At 63.7% G+C, this 21,562-nt stretch carries 16 protein-coding genes and 6 pseudogenes; 14 read left to right on the forward strand and 8 right to left on the reverse strand.

Translation table 11 applies throughout. The features are described 5' to 3' along the window. Positions 1-60: 60 nt before the first annotated feature. Positions 61-1,291, reverse strand: a pseudogene (locus ACFQJB_RS07100) (DHH family phosphoesterase). A gap of 90 nt (positions 1,292-1,381) precedes the next feature. Between ACFQJB_RS07100 and gnd the strand changes: the two are divergent. From gnd to ACFQJB_RS07165, 13 genes and pseudogenes are all read left to right on the forward strand, one after another. Beyond that, positions 1,382-2,278 (forward strand): phosphogluconate dehydrogenase (NAD(+)-dependent, decarboxylating), encoded by an 897-nt coding sequence (gnd, locus tag ACFQJB_RS07105; protein ID WP_379725558.1) that lies wholly within the window; start codon positions 1,382-1,384, stop codon positions 2,276-2,278. Positions 2,279-2,353: 75 nt separating this feature from the next. Continuing rightward, complete coding sequence (locus tag ACFQJB_RS07110; RefSeq protein ID WP_379725561.1) at positions 2,354-2,935, forward strand: 2Fe-2S iron-sulfur cluster-binding protein; 582 nt, start codon at positions 2,354-2,356, stop codon at positions 2,933-2,935. A gap of 158 nt (positions 2,936-3,093) precedes the next feature. Continuing rightward, entirely contained in the window at positions 3,094-3,369 is a 276-nt protein-coding gene (locus ACFQJB_RS07115; protein WP_379725564.1) for an ArsR family transcriptional regulator, read from the forward strand. 44 nt (positions 3,370-3,413) lie between these two features. Further along, positions 3,414-3,899, forward strand: a complete 486-nt coding sequence (locus ACFQJB_RS07120; protein ID WP_379725567.1) for a dihydrofolate reductase — start codon at positions 3,414-3,416, stop codon at positions 3,897-3,899. Positions 3,900-3,979: 80 nt separating this feature from the next. Next, positions 3,980-6,517 (forward strand): annotated as a pseudogene (gene folP, locus ACFQJB_RS07125) (dihydropteroate synthase); the annotation flags it as partial. A 63-nt stretch (positions 6,518-6,580) separates the two neighbouring features. Beyond that, positions 6,581-7,640: pseudogene (locus ACFQJB_RS07130) on the forward strand (Gfo/Idh/MocA family protein). A 127-nt stretch (positions 7,641-7,767) separates the two neighbouring features. Next, positions 7,768-8,923: pseudogene (locus ACFQJB_RS07135) on the forward strand (Gfo/Idh/MocA family protein). Between the two features lie 38 nt (positions 8,924-8,961). After that, on the forward strand, positions 8,962-9,141 hold the full coding sequence (locus ACFQJB_RS07140) for a hypothetical protein (protein WP_379725570.1): 180 nt from the start codon (positions 8,962-8,964) through the stop codon (positions 9,139-9,141). 92 nt (positions 9,142-9,233) lie between these two features. Further along, complete coding sequence (locus ACFQJB_RS07145) at positions 9,234-11,603, forward strand: GAF domain-containing protein (RefSeq protein ID WP_379725573.1); 2,370 nt, start codon at positions 9,234-9,236, stop codon at positions 11,601-11,603. Between the two features lie 73 nt (positions 11,604-11,676). Beyond that, positions 11,677-14,725, forward strand: a pseudogene (locus ACFQJB_RS07150) (FAD-binding and (Fe-S)-binding domain-containing protein). Between the two features lie 134 nt (positions 14,726-14,859). Further along, positions 14,860-15,099 carry a sulfurtransferase TusA family protein gene (locus tag ACFQJB_RS07155; protein WP_379725575.1) on the forward strand — a complete coding sequence of 80 codons (240 nt, stop codon included), beginning with the start codon at positions 14,860-14,862 and terminating at the stop codon, positions 15,097-15,099. After that, a pseudogene (locus ACFQJB_RS07160) lies at positions 15,096-16,240 on the forward strand (NAD(P)/FAD-dependent oxidoreductase). The gene ACFQJB_RS07155 and the pseudogene ACFQJB_RS07160 overlap by 4 nt, the downstream one beginning before the upstream one ends. A 1-nt stretch (position 16,241) precedes the next feature. Next, positions 16,242-16,931: a DUF1641 domain-containing protein gene (locus tag ACFQJB_RS07165; RefSeq protein ID WP_379725578.1), complete on the forward strand. Its 690-nt coding sequence runs from the start codon at positions 16,242-16,244 to the stop codon at positions 16,929-16,931. A gap of 12 nt (positions 16,932-16,943) precedes the next feature. Here ACFQJB_RS07165 and ACFQJB_RS07170 read toward each other — a convergent pair whose 3' ends face one another. From ACFQJB_RS07170 to ACFQJB_RS07190, 5 genes are all read right to left on the reverse strand, one after another. Next, positions 16,944-17,219 carry a hypothetical protein gene (locus ACFQJB_RS07170; RefSeq protein ID WP_379725581.1) on the reverse strand — a complete coding sequence of 92 codons (276 nt, stop codon included), beginning with the start codon at positions 17,217-17,219 and terminating at the stop codon, positions 16,944-16,946. After that, positions 17,219-18,328, reverse strand: coding sequence for an aminotransferase class V-fold PLP-dependent enzyme (locus ACFQJB_RS07175; protein ID WP_379725584.1), 1,110 nt, complete (start codon positions 18,326-18,328; stop codon positions 17,219-17,221). The genes ACFQJB_RS07170 and ACFQJB_RS07175 overlap by 1 nt, the downstream gene beginning before the upstream one ends. A 64-nt stretch (positions 18,329-18,392) precedes the next feature. Further along, a complete protein-coding gene (gene trxA / locus ACFQJB_RS07180) occupies positions 18,393-18,737 on the reverse strand; it encodes a thioredoxin (RefSeq protein ID WP_379725591.1) in 345 nt (114 codons plus the stop codon). 121 nt (positions 18,738-18,858) lie between these two features. After that, entirely contained in the window at positions 18,859-19,227 is a 369-nt protein-coding gene (locus ACFQJB_RS07185) for a hypothetical protein (protein WP_379725594.1), read from the reverse strand. 52 nt (positions 19,228-19,279) lie between these two features. Further along, complete coding sequence (locus tag ACFQJB_RS07190; RefSeq protein WP_120101855.1) at positions 19,280-19,495, reverse strand: hypothetical protein; 216 nt, start codon at positions 19,493-19,495, stop codon at positions 19,280-19,282. 182 nt (positions 19,496-19,677) lie between these two features. Here ACFQJB_RS07190 and ACFQJB_RS07195 point away from each other — a divergent pair, with 182 nt between their 5' ends. Further along, positions 19,678-20,265, forward strand: a complete 588-nt coding sequence (locus ACFQJB_RS07195) for a hypothetical protein (protein WP_379725597.1) — start codon at positions 19,678-19,680, stop codon at positions 20,263-20,265. A gap of 71 nt (positions 20,266-20,336) precedes the next feature. Here the strand turns inward: ACFQJB_RS07195 and ACFQJB_RS07200 are convergent, their stop codons facing one another. Further along, a complete protein-coding gene (locus ACFQJB_RS07200) occupies positions 20,337-21,062 on the reverse strand; it encodes a methyltransferase domain-containing protein (protein ID WP_379725600.1) in 726 nt (241 codons plus the stop codon). Then, positions 21,059-21,469, reverse strand: a complete 411-nt coding sequence (locus ACFQJB_RS07205) for a nascent polypeptide-associated complex protein (protein WP_379725602.1) — start codon at positions 21,467-21,469, stop codon at positions 21,059-21,061. The genes ACFQJB_RS07200 and ACFQJB_RS07205 overlap by 4 nt, the downstream gene beginning before the upstream one ends. Positions 21,470-21,562 lie beyond the last annotated feature (93 nt).

Consider the following 21,562-nt stretch of genomic DNA (forward strand, 5'->3'; position numbering starts at 1 on the left):
GTTTACACGATTATAAGTGTCGGGGGTCGAGGGGGAGAGCAGGGCGATCAGCGTCCGTCGCTACTCGTCGGCTGTGTCGGTGTCGTCCTCGTCAGCCGCATCAGCCTCGTCGGCTGCATCCAACTCTTCAGCGACGCGCTCGAAGGCCTGCAGGATCACGCGTTTCGTCGTCTCACCCTTCGTCGTCCAGTGGTAGGCGTAATCCATCATATCATCGTAGATATCGGGTTTACAGCCCGCGGCTTTTGGGTGGCCGCCGCCGTTGACCTGTCGGGCAACCAAATGGGCAGACTCGAAGCCCTCGCCACCGCGGATGCTCGCACTTCCGGAGGGTTTGACGATGACCGCCGCGTCCGCGCCCGCGGCCTGCAGTTCGTCGGCGACCTCGTTTTGTGAGCAGCGACCGTAGGTGACGCCGACCGTCCACGGGCCAACCGATTTGTATGCCGCCCGATCGACGGCTTTCGCGATCAACTGTTCTTTTTCGACGCGGCGGTGACTGATGTACTCCTCGACCGGCTGTGGCAGCGACGCCCCATAGGCACCGACGACGGCGGCGTACTCCTCGGCGTCCGTCCAGAAAGCGTAGTCAGCCAGATCCTTGCTCCGTGGATCGTCATTGATCCAGAGGTCGTGATCGCGGGTGACCGCCGCCAACTCGGTGAACTGCTCGTCGAAGTCATACTCAGGAGCGCAGCGTGACATCCGTGCTGCACTCCGCGTCGGAATCGCCGACAACGAGGTCGACACCGATATCACGGACAGCGTCGGCAACCGCTTCGGGCCACTGGTGGTGGTCGTACCACGAGACACGGTCGTCTCGATCGCGGAGTGTCTCAAGGGGATCGGCGACCGCTTCGTAGCTATCGGGCGCGATATCACAAATGTAGACATCGGTTCCGGGCTCGGCATACGCAGCAACGTACTCCAAGGATTCTGTCAGAGAGTGTGGCCCGGCGGCAATGAGGCCGACCGCGGAGTCAACCCCATCGTCCGTCGCAACGGCTGTCTCATCGCTGTCGTCGCCATCGTCGAGTCGAGCGTTGATCTCGTTGAGGAACGGCTCAACATCGAGGGCGGCGTCGTACCGCTCGCGGATGAGCGCGACACAGCCCAGTCCGTCGGCATCGGAGTCGGTGACGACGACGGCCTCCGCGCCGTCGATGGCGGCCTTAGCGCGTTCCTCACTTCGATCCTCGTCGAGCGAATTCGGGTAAAAGAAGCCGGTGCCCGGCAGAACCGACCGGCGATCAAGCGAAAGCTCGCTGCTGTCGATGAGCGAATCGTCCATAGGCTGGCTCTATCGGCAACGGTGAAAACTCCCCTGTGTTGGGGCGAGTGCAATCACAACCACTACCACCCCCACCGTCTTCCCTCGCGCATGCAACTCGGCGTGATCGGCCTTGGCCGGATGGGACAGATCGTTGTTGACCGAACCGTCGACGGCGGCCACGATGTGGTCGCCTTCGATCTCGACGACGACGCGGTCGCAACGGCAGCCGACGCGGGGGCAACGCCAGCCGACTCGATTGCCGACTTCGTCGAGCAACTCGGTGCGGACAAACGGATCTGGCTGATGGTGCCGGCCGGCAAGGCGGTCGATGCAACCCTCAACGACCTTGATCCACACCTCACCGAGGACGACGTGGTCGTCGACGGCGGCAACTCCAAGTTCCAGCGATCGGTCGACCGCGCCGACGCCTGTTCAGCGGCCTACCTCGACTGTGGCACCAGCGGCGGGCCCGCGGGCGCAGAGGTTGGCTTCTCACTGATGATCGGCGGCCCCGAGTGGGCCTACGAGGAGCTCACCCCTGTCTTCGATGCGGTCGCCACCGGCCCGGAGGGCCACGACCGAATGGGCCCATCCGGCGCGGGCCACTACGTGAAGATGGTGCACAACGGCGTTGAGTACGCGCTGATGCAGGCCTACGGCGAGGGCTTTGAGCTGTTGGCCAACGGCCGCTACGACCTCGATATGGAGTCGATCGCGCGAACCTGGAACAACGGCGCGGTGATCCGCTCATGGCTGCTTGAGCTCTGTGAGGAAGCTTTCGTCGAGGAGGGCAACGACCTCGGCGACGTCGCCGACCACGTCGCTGGCGGCTCGACAGGCACCTGGACGGTGCAGGAATCACTCGAACAGGAGGTGCCGGTGCCACTCATCTACCAAGCTCTTGCCGAACGGTTCGACAGCCGCAACGAGGGGCGATTCTCCCGGCGGTTGGCCAACCGGCTGCGATACGGGTTTGGGCGACATCATGTCGCTCGCAACGAATAAGCATCACAGACGCACACCGACACACGCAGGCGGAACCTCGTAAGGTAATTAACCCCCGATTCCTAACGCCTCAATATGGTTGATCTTGTGGCGTTCGGCATCGCTGCAGCCCTGACGGGGATGTTCGTCGTGCTGCACTTTGCCAATGGAACCGAATGGGAGGCAAACCCCGATATCTCCCAGGAGATCCTTGAGAAGCGCGCAGCGGCAGTGCCGGAGACCAGCTTCCCTGAGCCGATGAACCGGTCGATCGGCGGCGGTGGCGGCGCGGTCGCCATCGAAGGCGGTGCCGAAACAGGCGAAGACGGCGAACTTGAAGAGGCCGAGCCGGAAGAACAGAGCCCCGCGGAGATGCCCGAAGACGAGGTTGAGTACCACGAGATCGAACTCGCCAAACAGGGCGAAACGATCGAGGTCGCCAGCAACGAGACGATCCTCGACAAGGCCGAAGACGAAGGGTTCGATCTCCCGTATGCCTGCCGACAGGGGCAGTGTGTCTCCTGTGCGGGCCACATCGAAGACGGCCCCGCCGAGGATCACGTGATCCACTACGAGCAGGAAACGTTCACCGACGAAGAAATGGAGGAGGGCTACACGCTGACCTGCGTGGCCTACCCGATTGCGGACTTCACGCTCGAAACCGGCGAAGCACCGTAGCGACCGGGCGTCGCCGCGGGGATTTCGATCGACGATCGGGTTTTGTTGCTGATTTCACGCTCGACAGCACAGCTTACCAACAGTGGCGACACAGGCGGTCGACCGCAGGCGACGCACAACCCCGTGGTGTTTAATTGCCGGCGTAGCGGTCTTCTCGTATGGACGACGCCACCCGTTCGACCCTTGAAGACCTCCCGCCGAGCGCGAAGCTGGTCTACAAAACGCTCGAATACGAGGGGCCGTTGACGCAGGGTGACCTCGCAACCGAATCGTTGCTCCCCTCCCGTACTGTTCGCTACGCGCTGACGACGCTGGCCGACGATGACCTCATCGAGGAGCGGCTCCACATTCAGGACGCCCGCAAACGGCTCTACTCGCTGGCCACCGAGGAGCCCACCGCCACGGCCGATCTTACGATCAACGAACCGAGCTGAGTCGACACGCCAACGGTTTTCTCACCGCCGCCCGTACGCTGGCTATGGAACTGGTGTCAGTTGCCGCTATCGCCGACAACCGCGTGATCGGTGACGACGGCGAGCTCCCGTGGCCGTCGATCCCAGCCGACAAACAACAGTACCGCGAGCGGATCGCCACCGATCCTGTCATTTTGGGGCGAGTCACCTTCGAATCGATGCTGGATGACCTGCCGGGCGCAGCCCAGATCGTTCTCAGCCGAAGCGAGCGCGAATTCGACGTGCCGACTGCTCACCACGCCGGCGGCGTCGACGACGCGGTCGCTGTCGCCGAGGCGTTGGATGCGGAGACGGTCTACGTGATCGGCGGCGCGGTGATCTACGACCTGTTTCAACCGCATCTCGACCGGATGGTGTTGAGCTGGGTCGCCGGCGCCTACGAGGGCGACGCGTTTTATCCCGCGTGGGACGACGCGGACTGGCAACTGGAATCGACGACTGAGTACGACCGCTTCCGCTTGGAGGAGTGGGTTCGCGTTAACGACACGTAAGCGCCGACATCACCACGAGTCACCAGCCGCGGTGCCGACCCCTTCGTTACCCATAAGCGGCGGCGGTGAGATCCGAACGTATGGAGTATCACGAGGCGGTGGATTTCCTCTTCGACCTCCGCCGGTTTCAGGTGCGGCCAGGGATCGAATCCGCGGCCGCGTTGCGGTCGGAGCTCGGCGAGCCCGGCACGGACATCCGGTTCGTGCAGATCGCCGGCTCCAACGGGAAGGGCAGCACGGCAAAGTTGACGGAGTCCGTGCTGCGGGAAGCCGGCTACTCGGTCGGCCTCTACACCTCGCCACACCTCGAAACGCTGAACGAGCGGATTCAGGTCGACGGCCGGCCGATCACCGACCGCGCGATTACTGAGTTCGTCGAGCAGGTCAAACCGTGGCTGATCGACCGCGCCGCTGCGGGTGAGCCGCTGACGTTTTTCGAAGTTGTCACCCTGCTTGGGATCTGGTATTTCGATCGGCAGGACGTCGACGTCGCCGTCCTCGAAGTCGGTCTCGGCGGCGAGTTCGATGCAACCAGCGTCATCGATCCCGTCGCCAGCTGCGTGACGACCATCTCCTTGGAGCATACGAGCGTCTTGGGGGATACCATCGAGGAGATCGCGGCGACAAAAGCGGCAGTCGCCCCCGACGACGGAACGCCGCTGGTAACCGGGACGACCGGTGACGCGCTTGCGACGCTTCGAGCCGACGCAGGCGACGTGGTGACGGTCGGCACCGACGAAACAACAGACGTGACCGTCGGCTACGATGGTCGCGTGACCACAACCGAATCGCAGATCTCAGTGTCGATACCGGGCAACAGAGATGCTGAGAGCAGCGGTGACGGAACCGCCAGATTCCCAGCACCGTTTGCCGACGGGCTGGATTGTTCGGCCCGACTCGCATTACTCGGCGAACACCAGGCCCTCAACGCCGGGATCGCAACGACGCTGGCCGGCCAAGTCGTCGAAACGTTCGACGAGGATGGCGACGACACAGCCGCTACCCTCGACACCGAAACCCTCCGCCGGGGTTGCGCAACGCTCACTGGCCCGGTCGATTTGAGGTGCTGGAAACGGAGCCGCTGACTGTCTTCGACGGCGCGCACAACGCCGACGCCATCGAGAAGGTCGCCGAGACGCTGTCGACCTTCGAGTACGACGACCTGCATATCGTCTTCGGCGCGATGCACGACAAGCCCCACGCCGAGATGATCGCCGCGCTGCCGACACCAACCTCGGTGATCACCTGTCGCCCAAATCTCGACCGCGCCGAAGATCCGGCCGTCCTGGCCCGCTGTTTCGAAACCGAGGGCATCGACTCGGTGACCGCAGGCGAGGCGGTCGCCGACGCCGTCAGCGAGGCTGAAACGCGGGTCGGCCCCGACGACTGCCTGCTCGTCACAGGCTCGCTGTTTGCGGTCGGCGAGGCCCGATCGGCCGTGACGCGGCTCGATATCCCGAAACGCGTCGACGACACCGAAACAGCGACCGATGTGTTGGAGGATTCACGCAACAGCCGGTGACATCGACAGCGGCCACGAGAAGACAGTCCACCGAACGATCGCGACCCGTGTTGACGACAGACAAGCGGCCATCCTCCGCGAGCAGTTCGCGGCGCTCGGCGGCAACTGCGTCGCTTCGGGCGTTACAACACCGGGCGAACGCCACGAGCTCGTCCTCTCGGGGACACTCGCCGAGTTCCGTGCGTTGACAACCCAACTCGCTGACTGCGGTGTCGGCCTCCCGGCGATCGCGGCTGACCTCCGCGAGCAGTTGGGCCTCACTGCCGAGTCCACTGCCACCGCGACATCGACCGAGCACAGACCGTGGGATGACGGCACCGCAGTCATGGGGATTCTCAACGTCACGCCCGACAGCTTCTACGACGGCGGCGATTTCTTTGATCAAGATGCGGCCATCGAAGGAGCAAGCGCACTCGTCGATGCGGGAGCAGATATCATCGACATCGGCGGCGAGAGTACGCGTCCCGGCGCGGAGCCAGTGAGCGTTGCGGAAGAAATCGACCGCGTCGTACCGGTCATCGAGGCCGTCTCAGAACTGGACGTTGCTATCTCCGTCGACACCCGGAAAGCCGCGGTTGCGGAGGCCGCGCTCGATGCCGGTGCTGATATCGTCAACGACGTAACCGGGCTTGACGATTCGGCGATGCGGGAGTTGGTCGCCGACCGCGAGGTGCCGGTGATCCTCATGCACTCGATCGACGCACCGGTCGTCCCCGACAAGGAGATCGATTACGACGACGTGGTTGAGGATATTCTCGCTGTCCTCAACGAGCGACTGCTGCTTGCCGAAAAAGCCGGTATCCCCCGCGAGCGGATTATCGTCGATCCCGGCCTCGGCTTTGGGAAAACCAGCGCGGAGAGTTTTGAACTGCTGGATCGCCTCGGCGAATTTGATGCACTCGGCTGCCCCGTTCTCGTCGGCCACTCCCGGAAATCCATGTTCAGCAAAATCGACAGTGAGCCCGACAACCGACGTGACGCGACGGTCGCGGCGACCGCCCTGGCCGCCGAGCGCGGGGCCGATATCGTTCGCGTCCACGATGTCGCCGAGAACCGATCCGCGGTCGACGTCGTGGCTGCGCTCGACGATCCTGATTCAATCGGGGGTAACTATCGCGGGGCCACAGGTTTATCGGCTGGCGGTACCCGAACCATGCCAATGACATCGGAGCCAGTCAGCGTCGGCATCGTCGGCCTTGGGGGGATCGCCGCCCACCACGCCGAAATCCTTGCCGACCACGACGCCGACCTCGTTGGCGGCGTCGACATCGACGAAACCGCCCGCCGGGAGTTTAACGCCGAATGGTCGGTGCCAACGTACGAGAGTCAGAGCCACTGCTTGATGACGCCGAGGCCATCTTCGTCACGACGCCAAACAAATACCACGAGGAGTATGCAACCACCGCATTGGCGGCTGGCTGTGACGTACTGATCGAAAAACCGCTCGCGCACACGCTCGATAGCGCGAAGCGGATCGCGGCGGCGGCCGCCGACGCTGAGGGGTTCTGTATGGTCGGCTTCAACAACCGGTTTGCCGCCCCGATCGACGTCCTCACCAGCTACCGCGCGGCGGGTCGGTTCGGGGAGATCACCCACATCGAGGCGAACTACGTGCGGCGACGCGGCATCCCCGGTCGAGGCTCGTGGTTCACCGCGACGGAGATCGCTGGCGGCGGCGCGATCATCGACATCGGCGTCCATGCCATCGACCTCGCGTTATCGGTGCTTGACTTCCCTGAGATCACCGAGGTCTCGGCGACAACACGGGCGGAGTTCGGCACCCGCGAAGAGTACACCTATCTCCACATGTGGGGCGACGACGAGGGCCCCGAGGCCTTCGATGTTGAGGATGCCGCTAGCGCGTTCATCCGCACCGCTGACGACCGCACTATCTCCCTGAGGTCGCGTGGGCGACCAACCGACCGCGAACCGACGAGTTCGTGTTTCGGGGTACCGACGCCGGCGCAGTTTATGACCGAAAAGCCGATTCGCTCACCCTCTATGAGGCAGACACAGCCGGGCAGGAACACCTTACCGAAACAACCGTCGAAACCCGCGACAGCAACACGCATGCGGCCGAGGTTGGCTACTTCCTTGAGCACGTCCGGGAGGGAGAAGCACCGACAACAAACACGGTCGAACAGGGGGTGGCTGTCCAGCGGGTGATCGACGCCATCTATCGCTCTGCGGACGCGGGCCACGCCGTCGGGCTTGAATGAGGGTGAGACTGGCCGGCACTGTACCGCGCTGGCGGGCGAACTGTTATTCGGCTGGTCGCTGTTGCGGCGACTATGCCACAACAACGCATATCGCAGCAGGCCAACCGCCAGCCACGCGGTGAGCGCGATGACTGATCCGCTGCGGATCGGAATGCTCGGCTATGGGTTCATGGGTCGCGCTCATGCCAACGCCATCGCCCGCCTTCCGATGTTCGTCCCCGAAGCGCCAGCGACAGAACGGCACACGCTGATCGGCCGCGATGAGGCCGCGCTCAGCGAGGCCGCCGATCGACTCGGCTTCGAGCACACAGCGACCGACTGGCGAGCCGTCATCGACGACATGGACGTGCTGTACAATCTCGGGCCGAATCACCTCCACGCCGAGCCATCGATTGCCGCTCTCGATGCTGACACAGCCGTGCTCTGTGAGAAGCCGCTGGCGGCGACGCTGGCCGACGCTGAGGCGATGACCGAGGCCGCAGACGAGGCGACGGTTCCGGCGGGCTGTGGCTTCAACTACCGCTTTGTCCCGGCGATCCAGTACGCCAAGGAGTTGATCGATCGCGGCGAACTCGGCGAGATTCGGCAGTTTCGCGGGCGGTATCTACAGGACTGGCTCGTCGATCCCGAGGCACCCTGGACGTGGCGGATGGACAGCGACGCCGCAGGCTCCGGTGCGCTCGGTGATCTGGGAGCGCACACGATCGACCTCGCACGGTTCCTCGTTGGTGACCACACCGGCGGGATCGACCGCATCACCGGCCAGCAACAGACGTTCGTTGACGAACGGCCAGTCTACGCCGACGATGGCGAGACCGTCGCCGAGTATCGGCCGGTCACCGTCGACGACGCCTACACCGCCGAAGCCGTCTTCGCCAACGGGGCGACCGCTGCTTCGAAGCCTCCCGGGTCGCCGCCGGCCACAAAAACGACCACACCATCACAATCCACGGCACCGAGGAAGTCTGCGATTTTCACTTGAACGGCTCAACGAACTGGCGGTGCTGACCGGTGACAACCGCGGCTACGAGACGGTGTTGGTAACCGAGGAGAGCGACCCCTATCTGGACGCCTGGTGGCCGCCGGGCCACGTCCTCGGGTGGGAACACACCTTCGTCCACGAGAGTGCGGCCTTCCTCTCGGCGGTCGCCGACAAGACGACGTTTCAGCCATCGTTTGCCGACGGCTATGCCGTCCAGCGCGTCCTCGATGCCATCGAGCGCGCCGACACCACCGGGGCGTGGATCGACCTTGATACCGGATCGATGCCCGGGGGTGACTGACCGAAACGACTTTTCGGGTCGCCGGTATCCCTCCGGGTATGTCCAGCGTCAATGATCTCGAACTGGTGTTGACCGTGGTGATGGGGGTTATCATGGCAGGGGTGCTGGTGTCGGCCGGCTATCTCACGGTGCCGAGTTCGATCACCTTCGTCTCGATGGTGCTGATCGGATTTATTGCCATGCGTGTGATCCGTGGCCGCAAATGGAGTTGGCGGTAGGCGGAGTCGATACTGATCCCGTATACGATGTAGTATCGCTGACTGACCACTAAGCGAGACAATTCCGTCGTCGATATCACTCGAAGTCACGAATGGATAGCCACCAACGGATCGAGACGCTGTACGCGCTGTCGCTTGCGATCACCCCCGAGGAGACACTCGAAGCAACAGCGGTGACCGCACTGGACGCGTATCTTGACCACCTCGACTGTTCGGTCGGCGCGGTCTTCGAGCGACACGACACGGACGAGTATCGGCTCGTCGACCCGGATGCGGCCGTCGGAACGGACGACCCGCTGTATGACGCCGCCGAAGAGCGACTGACAACGTGGGCGGCCACCGACGAGGAGCACCGGGCGTCGCTGCCGATCACCGGAACGGTCGACGACGATGGATACTACTGGCTGTTTGACCTGCCTGAGTTCGGCGTGCTGTTACTCGCTCGGCGTGGCGAGCCGCTCGATGACGCGATGCTAACGGGGGTAACGCCGCTCAACGAACAGCTGGCAACAGCCTGCAGCACCAAGCAGGTCAAAACGACGCTAAGCGATGCCCGCCGGCGGTTTGAGGCCCTGTTCACGACGATCGACGAGCCGATGGTCACCGTCGTTGTCAGCGAAACGGGCTGTGAGATCGGCCGCACGAACGCGGCCTTCACAGCGACGTTCGGCCAGCCGACAGCCCCAGCCGACGGGATTGATCCAACCGACCCGGCCCCCGACAGCGACCCCGACCGGCTGATCGAGATCGAATCACGCCTGCGGGATGGCCATCCCGTAACCGAGGCGGTGCGCCGACAGACACCAACCGGAACGGGCGAGTTTCTCCTGCGCGGCGTGCCGGTGCGGACGCCACAAGGCCAGGAAATCTTCCTGCTGTATGTGGATATCACCGAGGAACGACGCCGCCAGCGGACGTTAGCATCACTCTCCGAGGAGTCAGCGGCGATCCTGACCAGCGAGGATCAGGCGACAGCCTGCGACCGAACAGTAGCGACAATGGTGTCGGTGCTCGACGTGGCGGTCGCCGAGATTCACCGCTACGACCGCGGTACCGACACACTACAGCCGGCAGCAACAACCGCAACGGAGCCGATATTTGTCGATACCGACCCAGACGGCGACTCGCTGCTGTGGGCAACGTACGATGGGACGCCCCATCGGATCGACGCGCTGTCAAGCGCCGACACGACGCTCCGCTGTGACGACGAGACGATCGAAAGTGTGCTGTTGCTGCCGCTGGGCGATCACGGCGTTGTCATCGTCGGCGACGACCGACCGGAGAGCTTCGACGAAACGGCCCGACAGTTGGGGCAACTGCTGGCGGCCTTCGGTCGCATCGCGTTGACCCGGACGGAACGCGTCCAGAGCCTTGAGGCGATCCAGTCGATCACCCAAGACGCTGTCACCGCCGATAGCGTCGATGAGATGGTCGAGAGGGTCGTCGATCAACTCCCGACAGCGACCAACTTCCCGACCGCAGGGATCTGGCGAGCCGACCCCGCCACGGATCGACTCGAACCGATCGGCGCGACCGGACGCGCCGCGGAGCTTATCGGGACGCATCCGACGTTCGAACCCGGAAACAGTATCGCCTGGGAAGCCTACGAGGCGGGTGAAACGCGGCTGGTCTCGGATGTGCGGGAGCACCCAGAGGCCTACAACGAAGACAGCGTGATCCGCTCTGAGGCGATCACGCCGATCGGCGAGTTTGGGGTGTTAATCCCGGCGGCGATGCGCCCGCAGAACATTACGACTGCTGATCAAAAGATCGCCGAAACGCTGGCCTCAAGCCTTGAAACAGCGATCGAGCTGATCGAGAACCGACGAGATCTCCAGCTCCTGGAGGCCGTCATCGACCGCGTGCTCCGGCACAATCTACGGACGGATCTCAGTGTGATCAAATCCCGAACCCAACAGCTCGCCGAGGCCTGTGATGACGCCGCATTCACCGACCGCATATTGGCCCACGCCGAGGGGCTTGAGGCGACCGCCGAAAACGCCCGGACGATGCGATCGGTCGTCCAAAGCCGGAATGACCGCCGGGAGCTCCCGGTCGAGACGGTCATCGACGACGCGATCACGGCGGCCCCTGACCCACCAGCCGACGTGGATCTCGTCGTCGATATCGACACCACGGCAGCCGTCATTGCGCATCCAAAGCTCCCGACAGCGATCACCCACCTCATCGAGAACGCACTGGAACACGCGGTGCAAGATGGCGGGGAGATCCGGGTGACAGCCACAGCCGACGACGAGGTACAGATCACCGTCGCCGACGACGGCCCGGGGATCCCGACGAACGAGCTTGCGGTCATCGACCAAGCGGATGAATCCACGCTCAGCCACGCCAGCGGTGTCGGCCTCTGGCTCATCGATCGGATCGTCACCTACTCCGACGGCGTGTTTGCTGTCGATATCGACGGCGGGACGATCGCACAGATCACCCTACAGCGCGCATAGCGACGGCGCTCTCACCACGGATGCCAACCATAGATTCATTCATCCGGTTTCCCAATTCCCAGCCAACAACCCCATGAGCAAACCAACGCCATCCGAGCGGTCGCGGCCGGAGCCAGCCGCCGATCCGCGAAGCAACTACGACTACCGGAGCAGTGAGATCGACGACGCGGGCCTCGTCGCCGATCTCGACGCCCTCGTCGATGGCGAGGTACGCTTCGACAGCTACACCCGAAACCTGTATGCGACCGACGCCAGCGCGTACCACCAACTCCCGATCGGCGTCGTCATCCCGACATCCACGGCCGACGTGCAGGCGGTCATGACGTACTGCGCCGACAACGACATCCCGGTGCTCCCCGCGGCGGCGGCACCAGCCTCGCCGGCCAAACCGTCAACGAGGCTGTCGTCCTCGATTTTAAAAAGGAGATGGACGGCGTCGTCGACATCGATCCCGACGCCGAAACCGTGACCGCCCAGCCGGGGATCACGCTCGCCCGGCTGAACGACAAACTGGAATCCCACGGCCTCAAATACGCTCCTGATCCCGCGTGGGGTGACAAGAGTGTGCTGGGCGGCTGTATCGGCAACAACTCCACCGGCGCGCACTCGCTGAAATACGAGAAGGCCGACGGCTATCTCGAAGCCTGCGAGACCGTCCTCGCTGACGGCACCGTGACGACGTTCGACTGGATGCCACTCGACAAACTCCACGACCGCGCCGAGGCCGCCGCGAGCGACGACGACCCGAGCATCGAAGACCAGGTCTACGCCGTCGTCAGCGACATTCTCCGTAACCACCGCGATGAGATCGAGTCTCGCTACCCGGATCTCATGCGCAACGTCTCAGGGTACAATCTCGACAAACTGATCGCCGACGCCGAGGAACACGGCGCGGTCAACGTCGGTCGCCTGCTGGCCGGCAGCGAAGGCACGCTCGGGATCGTCACCGAAGCGACCGTCTCGCTGGAGCCGATCCCCAACGAGACGGCGGTCGTGATGCTGACCTACGACGATGTGCTCGACGCGATGGAAGACGTGGCCCCAATCCTCGAACACGATCCCGCAGCCGTCGAGGTGATGGACGACGTCTTCCTCGATCTCGCGGCCGACCGCCCGGAGTTTGCCGATGTGGTCGATATTCTCCCCGAGGGCACGGATTCGACGCTGCTCGTCGAGTTCTATGCCGATTCGGTTGCTGACGGGAAACAGAAAGTCGCCGACCTACTCGCTGACCGCCTGCCGGGCGTTGCTGCGGCGGTCGCGCCCAGCGACGACGCAGGATCGACGAAGACCGACGAGACCTACGCTGTCGACGCCCTGGAAGCCTACGACGCCGACCGCCAGACCAAATTCTGGAAGATGCGGAAGGCCGGCCTCCCCATTCTCCTCTCTCGGACGAGCGACGCGAAACACTGGCCGTTCATCGAAGACACCGCGGTTCCTGCCGAGAACCTCCCGGAGTACGTCGCCGACATCCAGACGCTCTTCGAGGAGTACGACACCTTCGCCTCCTACTACGCCCACGCTGGTCCGGTGTGCTCCACATCCGCCCGCTGCTTGATCTCAAAGCCGACGACGGCATCGAAACGATGTATGAGATCTGCGACGACGTGACTGATCTCGTCATCGAGTACGGCGGCTCGGTGTCGGGCGAACACGGCGACGGCCGCGCGCGGACGACATGGAATGAGAAGCTCTACGGCGACGAGATCTGGTCGCTGTTCCAGCGACTCAAAGCCGCCTTCGACCCCGACGACCTGCTCAACCCTGGCAACGTCAGCGGCGACGCCGACCCGACCGAGCATCTGCGATACGACGCCGACTACGAGTTTGATGCCAATTTTGAGCCAACGCTCAACTGGGACAACGAAAATGGGTTTCAGGGGATGGCCGAACTCTGTCACGGCTGTGCAGGCTGTACCGGCCATCAGGAGACCACAGGCGGCGTCATGTGCCCAACCTACCGGGCGACAGAAAACGAAGAGATCACCTCAACGCGGGGGCGCGCCAACATGCTCCGGCGGGCGATGAGCGGCGACCTGCCGGACGACGTGTTCAGCGAGGAGTTCAGCCACGAGGTGCTGGATCTCTGTATTGGCTGTAAGGGCTGTAAGCGCGATTGCCCCAGCGGCGTCGATATGGCGAAGCTGAAAACCGAGGTTGCTCACGAACGCCATCAGCGCGATGGCGTCGGCCTCCGCGACAAACTCTTCGCCAACGTCGAAACGCTGTACAGCCTCGGGAGCACGCTCGCGCCGCTGTCGAACCTGGCGACGAAGCTTCCCGGCAGCGGCCTGCTCGCTGAGAAAACCCTCGGCATCGCCCGCGAGCGCGAGCTACCGACGTTCAGCCGCACCACCCTACAAGAGTGGGATCGAAACCGAACGCCAGCTGTCAGCGAACGCGAGGCCGACCGCAAGGCCTTGCTGATCCCTGATCCATACACCAACTACACCCAGCCCGACGTCGGCAAAGCCGCGGTTCAAGTACTCGAAGCCGCCGGCGTCCATGTCGCCATCGCCGACGAGGTGACTGACAGCGGGCGACCAGCCCACTCGAAGGGGCTGCTCGATCAGTCGAAAGCGACCGCCGAGGTCAATGTCGAGGTGCTGGCCGAGCGTGTCGCCGACGGCTGGGAGCTCGTCAGCGTCGAACCCAGCGACGCGGTGATGTACCAGGAGGACTATCTCGATCTGCTCTCCGGCGACGCGGTCGAAGCCGTCGCCGACAACACCTACAGCGTGTTGGAGTACATCGACACCTTCCGGCTGGACGACGCTCTCGACGCTGACGGTGACGAAACACTATCATACCACGGCCACTGCCACCAGACCGCCGCTAGCCGTGAGCACCACGCGGTCGGCGTGCTCCGGCGGGTCGGCTACGAGGTCGACGTTCTCGATACCACCTGCTGTGGGATGGCCGGCTCCTTCGGCTATGAGGCCGAACACTACTCGATGAGCCAGGCAATCGGCCGCCTGTTGTTCGACGCCGTCGACGACTCGCCGGCCAACACAGTCGTCGCGCCGGGTACCTCCTGTCGCTCGCAACTCGGTGACACTGACCGGTACGATGGCAAACCGTCACACCCCATCGAGAAGGTCGCTGACGCGCTCCAGTAGACTGCTGTCGGTCGCTTCTGGTCGTCGCGAGAGAGCGATACCTGCGTGATATCATCTGCGACGATCGGTTTTTCATTGTTTTGGAACGAACGCACAATATTAATACGATGGAGATCAAAGGTGTAGGTGTAACGATGAGTACATCTATCGAACCGACCACGACCGTCGATGCACGCGGCGCGACCTGCCCCGGCCCGCTGATGGATCTGATCGGCGCGATCCGCGATGCGGAATCGGGCGACGTCGTGCGACTCCTCAGCGATGCCGAGCAGTCACGCACCGACGTGCCCGAGTGGGTCGACGAGGCTGGGAACACGCTACACGAGATCGAAGAGCACGACGACTACACGGCGTTCTACGTGGAGAACGTATGACCGACGACATTGTCATCATCGGCGGCGGTACCGGTGGGGCCGTGCTTGCCAACGACCTTGCGGAACGACTCGACGACGAGATCGATGCCGGCGAGGTACGCGTCCGGCTCCTCAACGACGGCCCGGATCACGTCTACAAGCCCGTCTGGCTGTACGTCCCGTTCGGCAAGCGCGAGCCGGCCGACGGGCGGCGGCCACTTCGAGAGTTGATCGACAACCGCATCGAGATCGAAGACACCCGAGTCACCGAGATCGATACCGACGCCAAGCAGCTCCAGACGACCACGGACGCAACGCCGATCGGCTACGATCACCTCGTTGTCGGCACCGGCTCAACGCTGGCGGCCGACGAGGTACCCGGCCTACAGGAGGGCGGCCACGACTTCTACAGCGAGGACGGCTCGCTGGCCCTCCGCGAGGAACTGCTGTCGTTCACCGAAGGCCACCTCGTGTTGAGCGTCATCGGCAGCCCACACATGTGTCCGGCCGCGCCGCTGGAGTTCTCGTTTATGACCGACGACTGGTTCCGCAAACGCGGACTTCGGGAGGACATCGAGATCACCTACACCTACCCGATCCAGCGCGTCCACGGCAACGCCCAGATCGCCGAGTGGGCCCAGCCACTCATGGAAGAACGCGACATTAACATTGAGACATTCTTCAACGCCGAGTCGGTCGATCCAGATGAGGGGGTGCTCACGTCGATGGAAGGCGCCGAACTCGACTACGACCTGCTGGTCGCGATCCCCCGCACCGCGGGGTCGACATCGTTGAGGAGGCCGGACTGGGCGACCGCGGCTGGGTCGATGTCGACAAACACACCCTCGAAGCCGAACACGCCGAGGACGTCTACGCGCTCGGCGATGCGGCCGCAACCGGCGTCCCGAAAGCCGGCAGCGTGGCCCACTACCAAGCTGGCACGATCGGACAGCGGCTCGCCAGCGAGGTACGCGGCCAAGTGCCGACAGCGATCTACGACGGCAAAACCATCTGTTTCATCGAGACGGGGATGGATTCGGCCTCCTTCGTCGAGTTTGACTACCAGAACCCACCGTCGCCGATCGCGCCGTCCCAATCGATTCACTGGTCGAAACTCGCCTACAACGAATCCTACTGGCTCACCGCACGGGGGCTGATCTGAGATGGCTGACACGGAGACAGAGTCGGCTGCCGTCGACGACAGCGACGGTTACGATGACGCCAGCAACGGCGATACCGACGGTGTCGGCAACGATGCCGCGCTTGAAGCCGCCATCGCAGAGAACCCCGAAGCGGTCGCCGACTTCGTTCGGCGACTGGACGCGGTCAACGAACTGCTCGATGTCGTCGCCCTCGGCGACGCCGCGATGACCGACGAGATGGTCGTCGAACTCACCGGCACCGCTGAGACGCTGGCGGCCTCGGCCGACGGCGTTGCGACCGACGAAACCGTCAGACTGGCCGAAACAGTCGGCGAAAACGGCGACGACCTCACCGACGCGCTTGAAACGGTGTTGGAGCTACAGCGAGACGGCACGCTCGATGATCTCGCCGAGCTTGGCAACGTCGCCGGGCTCGCCAACGCGGCGCTGACCGACGAGATGGTCGTCTCGCTGGCCGGCACCGGCTCCTCGCTGGGCGAGCTTGCCGACACCGCCAGCGATGACCACACCCGCGAGGGGCTCACGGCACTCCTCGACAGCGTTGGCGCGGCTGAACAAGCCGACACCTCATCCGTTGGGGCAATTGGACTCGCAAAAGGGCTCCGCGATCCGGAGATCAAACAGGGCTTGGGTTATCTGTTTGCGGTTGCCAAAGCCCTCGGCCAACAGCAAGACAAAGAAGACACGTAAGCCGGACAGCAATTACAGCGCGTCGTCGGCGTCGTACTCTTCGGCCATCCGCGTCGCTTCCGTTTCGTAGCGCTCGCGGGTGTCGGGGTCATCAACGACACCGAGGTTGTCAGCCGGCACCGTGAGACTGACCGGCGTCTCACGGTGGTCGCCGCTGAAACTCGTCAGCGCGCGCTCTTTGCGGAAATCCTGTCGGCCGTCGGGCGTGGCGTACGTGAGGATGATCAGGTTCTGTTCGTCATCCGAGTAGGTGCGCTCGACGAGCCAGACGCGCGTTTCGGTTGGCATTATACCATCTCCAACGCCGCGAGCACCGAATCGATTTCGGCGGCCGTCGAAACCGCATGCACCGATACGCGGATCGCATCGGGGTGTGGCAGCGACCGGATGACGATCCCCTCCTCGGCAAACCGCTCGACGGTTGCCTCGGGGTCATCGACGGCGATCGACACCAGCCCCGATTCGTGTGCCTGTGGGCTCAACAGGGCCTCGTCGTCGATGCCGGCTTTCAGTCGGTCAGTCAGCGTCTCGATCCGATCGGCGATCCGCTCGACGCCGACCGATTCGATGGCATCGATCGCCTCGATCAGGCCGGCGTGGGGCCCCGGCGAGGTGGTGCCGATCTCGAAGCGTTTCGCGCCGGGTTCGTAGGTCAATTCGGCGGCCGTCGGCTCGGTGACACTGCGGTAGCCGACCGCACCTGGTACCATGGTGTCGGCGACTTCTCGGTCGACATAGAGGAATCCCGTGCCCCAGGGCCCAAGCAGCCATTTGTGGCCGGCTGCAGCCACGGCATCAGCACCCCATTCATGAACGTCCATCGGGAGCTCGCCAGGTACCTGCACCGCATCGACGAGTGTGAACGCGCCGGCCTCGGCGGCGATATCGACCAGCTCGGAAACGGGTAGTTGTGTGCCGTGTGTCCACGTCACCGCGCTGAAACAGACGAGCCGCGCGTCGGCGACGGCCTCGGTGTAGGCGTCGATATCGACCCGGCCGTCGGTGGTTTCGACGACGCGCACCTCGACACCCTGCGCTTCGAGTTGTTGCCACGGCAGCGTGCCGGCCGGATGTTCCAGGTCGGTGCGGACGACCACGTCGCCGGGGTCGAAGTCGATGGCGGTGGCGATCCGGTTGATCCCGTCGGTCGTGCTTTCGGTGAGGGCAACCTCCTCGGGTTCGGCTCCGATGAACTCGGCGACGCGCTCGCGGGCACGGTCGTAGCCGGCAAAAGCGGTCGTGTAGGGGTCGTCGGTGCCGGAGTTGAACTCGTGGTCGGCGACGGCGTCGCTGACCGCCTCAACAACATACTCCGGGCTCGGCCCGTGGGCCCCGAAGTTGAGATACGCCGACTCCTGTAACCCCGGCACGTCGGCACGGAGCTCTCGCGGTGTCATTGCTTACCACTCCGGGGAGCGGACGGAAAATCGTCGCGGCCGAGACAGCGCGCCGCCACGGCGGTTAGGCCGTGTAGCCGGTGAGGGTATTTTCGAGCGCGTCGCCGGTTTGGGCACCGACCATGCGCTCGGCCTGTTCGCCGTCAGCATAGACCAACAGCGTTGGAATGCCCTGGACACCGTGTTGGCTCGCCAATGCTTGGAACTGGTCGACATCGACCTTGAGTACCGCCGCCGCAGTGTCCTCGGCGAGGGCCTCGATCGTCGGCTCCATCATCTGACAGGGGCCACACCAATCAGCGTAGAAGTCAACGAGAACGGTATCATACCGCGAGACGATATCCGCGTACTCGTCGGCGTCAGTCAGGTGGATCGGTTCGGCTGGCGCAGCATCGGATTGTGAACTCATCACCACAGGGTAGGAGCTATCGACGTAAAACTGTTTTGGGCTATTGCCACAATACTACAACACAGACAGTTGGCGCTGACGCGTTCTCGATAAAAGACGGGATGCCGCGGGATGGTGTCGGTTACGCGCCGAGCCAGCCGCGAAGGCGGGCGGCCGTTTCGGCGGCAACCGCGCCGACCAATCCCCGTGGAGAAAGCTGTATCATCGACAGCGACGACACACGAGCCAGCAGGCCGCCGGTGCCATCCGAAACGTAGGTAGCAACCACCCGTTCACGAACCCGGATGACGGCCGGTGAGTTGAACACCAGGGGTGTCTCCTCAGGGAGTTCGTCCGTCTCGGGAAGCCAGTGGCCGGCTGTTGCGGTGACGTTCTGCTGGAGGTCGTATAGGGCGAACAGCCCGCCGAGGCTGTCGACATCGACGACGAGCATGCCGTCGGCGGTCGTGATCGACACGTCCGCGCGGTCGGACTGGAGGGTTAGATCCACCCCCACGACGAGTTGCTGGGGGCCGATCCGGACTCGGCGTCGGTCACACTCGTTACTCGTCGTTTTCGCTTGTTCGGATCGTCAGCGTCCCATCAAGCCGCCAGCGAGCGTGGTTTGCGTCGTCACCGACCCGATCGGGTACATCGACCTGCATGTCCTCGAACTCGTAGGCGATCTCGGCACCGCGGCCCGTCAGTCGCTCGTAGAGCCCGATCGCCAGTTCCGGCCACGTTCGCGTCTCGTCGATCTCGGTATCATCGGATGCCATTGTATCTCGACACACGGTCGGCAACGGCATAGTGCTTCCGGCGAACCGAACGTAGCGATCACGCAGACACGCCGGACGAACCCGCAACTTTGACCGCTGCCGACCGAATCATATACTCAACCAAGGACAGGTCTCGTCGTGAGCGGTGAGCAGCGGTTCCAAGCGTTCAATCAACAAATATGGTGAGTCGCCGACGATACCTGCTCGGCTGTACGGCAGGACTCGCCTCGCTGACCGGTTGTGCTGCCGATCCGGAGATATCAGCGGAGCCGCTCGCGCGTGAACTTGAAAAGGCAACCGAGCCACTCAGTCCCGACCTCCGAGTCACCGAAACAGCGAGTTCAGAGGGACGGCTGATCGAGATGACAGCCAGCGGGAGTACGTACACAGCCGAAATCGAAAACGAGGGGATCGAGGGGACGATCCTGACCGAGCTATACTTCCGCGCTGACGGCACCACAGCGTCCACGCCGGCAGCGAGTCAAGAAACGATGCTTGATGCGGGCGAGCGCCTCGAACTCAGTGTCACCGCCGACCGGCCGCCGTGGGCCGAGCAGTTTGGATTTGTGACGCGTGGCACGCGATTCGTGGCGACCATCCGAAACACCGGCAGCGCGGCCGACGTGCGAGTTTTCATGGTCGATCCAGTCGATGAGACCACCATCACGGAAACCACGGTTCAGATCGATGCCGACGAGACAAAACGCGTCGATTTCCACACAACATACAAGTTTGACAACGACTACGAGATCCGAGCAGTACTGGCATAGCCGTGGGGACTGTGCCGAACACAAAAGAGAAAGAGCGAAAACAGGTCGATTCCTTGTCGGGGTACCGACCGTTATCGTCGCGCGAACGTCAGATAGCCCGTGTGGCCGACACCCGCAGTCGACGGCCGCGTCCCCCGGTCGTCGACGGTGAGTTCCCGCTGGATCGTCTCGACGGTCTCGATATCAGCCAGCCCGGCCGCCTCGGCAGCCTCGACGCTCGCCCGTGAGTTCTCGACGAACGGCGAGTAGACGGCGAGATAGCCGCCATAGGCGAGCAGATCAGCCGCGTCGGCAACGACTTCGGGAGCATCCTCGGTATCGAGCGTCAGTAGGTCGAAGGGTTCGCCTCCGGCAAGCGCATCGATTTCCTCGGTGATGTCGCCAGTGCGTACCTCAACGGTGTCGTCGACGCCAGCGACAGCCATGTTGTCGCGGGCAACCTCGGCGAACTCGGCGTCCTGCTCGTAGGTCGTCACCTCGGCTCCGAGCCGGCCAAGATACGCGGCGAGAATACCAGTTCCGGTGCCGGCGTCGAGCACGCGGTCGCCGGCTGACGCGCCCGTATGGCCGATCACGAGACCGATATCTCGCGGCATCATCGGCGCGCCGGTGCGTTCGAGATGGTTGAACAGGTCGGGGCCGCGGAGTTCGCGGGCGCGGAACGCCTCACCGAGATGCGTCTCCAGCGTGTCACCGGATTCCACGTCTTCGGGGATCTCGACGACGCCGAGATCGGTGTGGAGTTCTGCACCCGGTTCCCGGAGATACTCTCGGTCGCCGTGAACGAGGAGGATCACTCCAGGCGACTGATCGCTGCGGCGGGTTCGCCGTCCTCGGCTTCAAGTGCCTCTCGGGCCTCGCTGGGCGAGACGCCGGTCTGAGAGGCAACGAGCTTGATATCGGATTCGGGGATCTCGTCGTCAGCGTCGCCACCACTATCGTCGCCGGCGTCACTGCCGGCGTTACCGCTTTCGACGGCACCGGCCGCACCCGAGGCTTCCTGTCGGTCGGGTTCGCCGACGATCTGGTAGGTTTGGGTTCCCTGGGCGTCCATTCGGGTGATCTCCGGGGCCTCAAAGACGAGTTGTTCGCCGTCGCTCGTCGTGATCGTGACCGACTCGGCGTCGATCTCGGTCACGTCGATCCCCATCTGTTCCATCATCTGTTGCATCTTCCGTGGATTCATACCGCCGCCTCCAAACATGCCTCGTGCTTCTGGTGGCGGCAGCAAAAGCATGGCGAAGCGGGCTGCCGGGAGGGCATGCGTGCCACTGGGATCTCATCGCGTCGCCAACGG

The sequence above is a fragment of the Halonotius sp. GCM10025705 genome (assembly GCF_042662885.1).
Lineage (GTDB): Archaea > Halobacteriota > Halobacteria > Halobacteriales > Haloferacaceae > Halonotius > Halonotius aquaticus.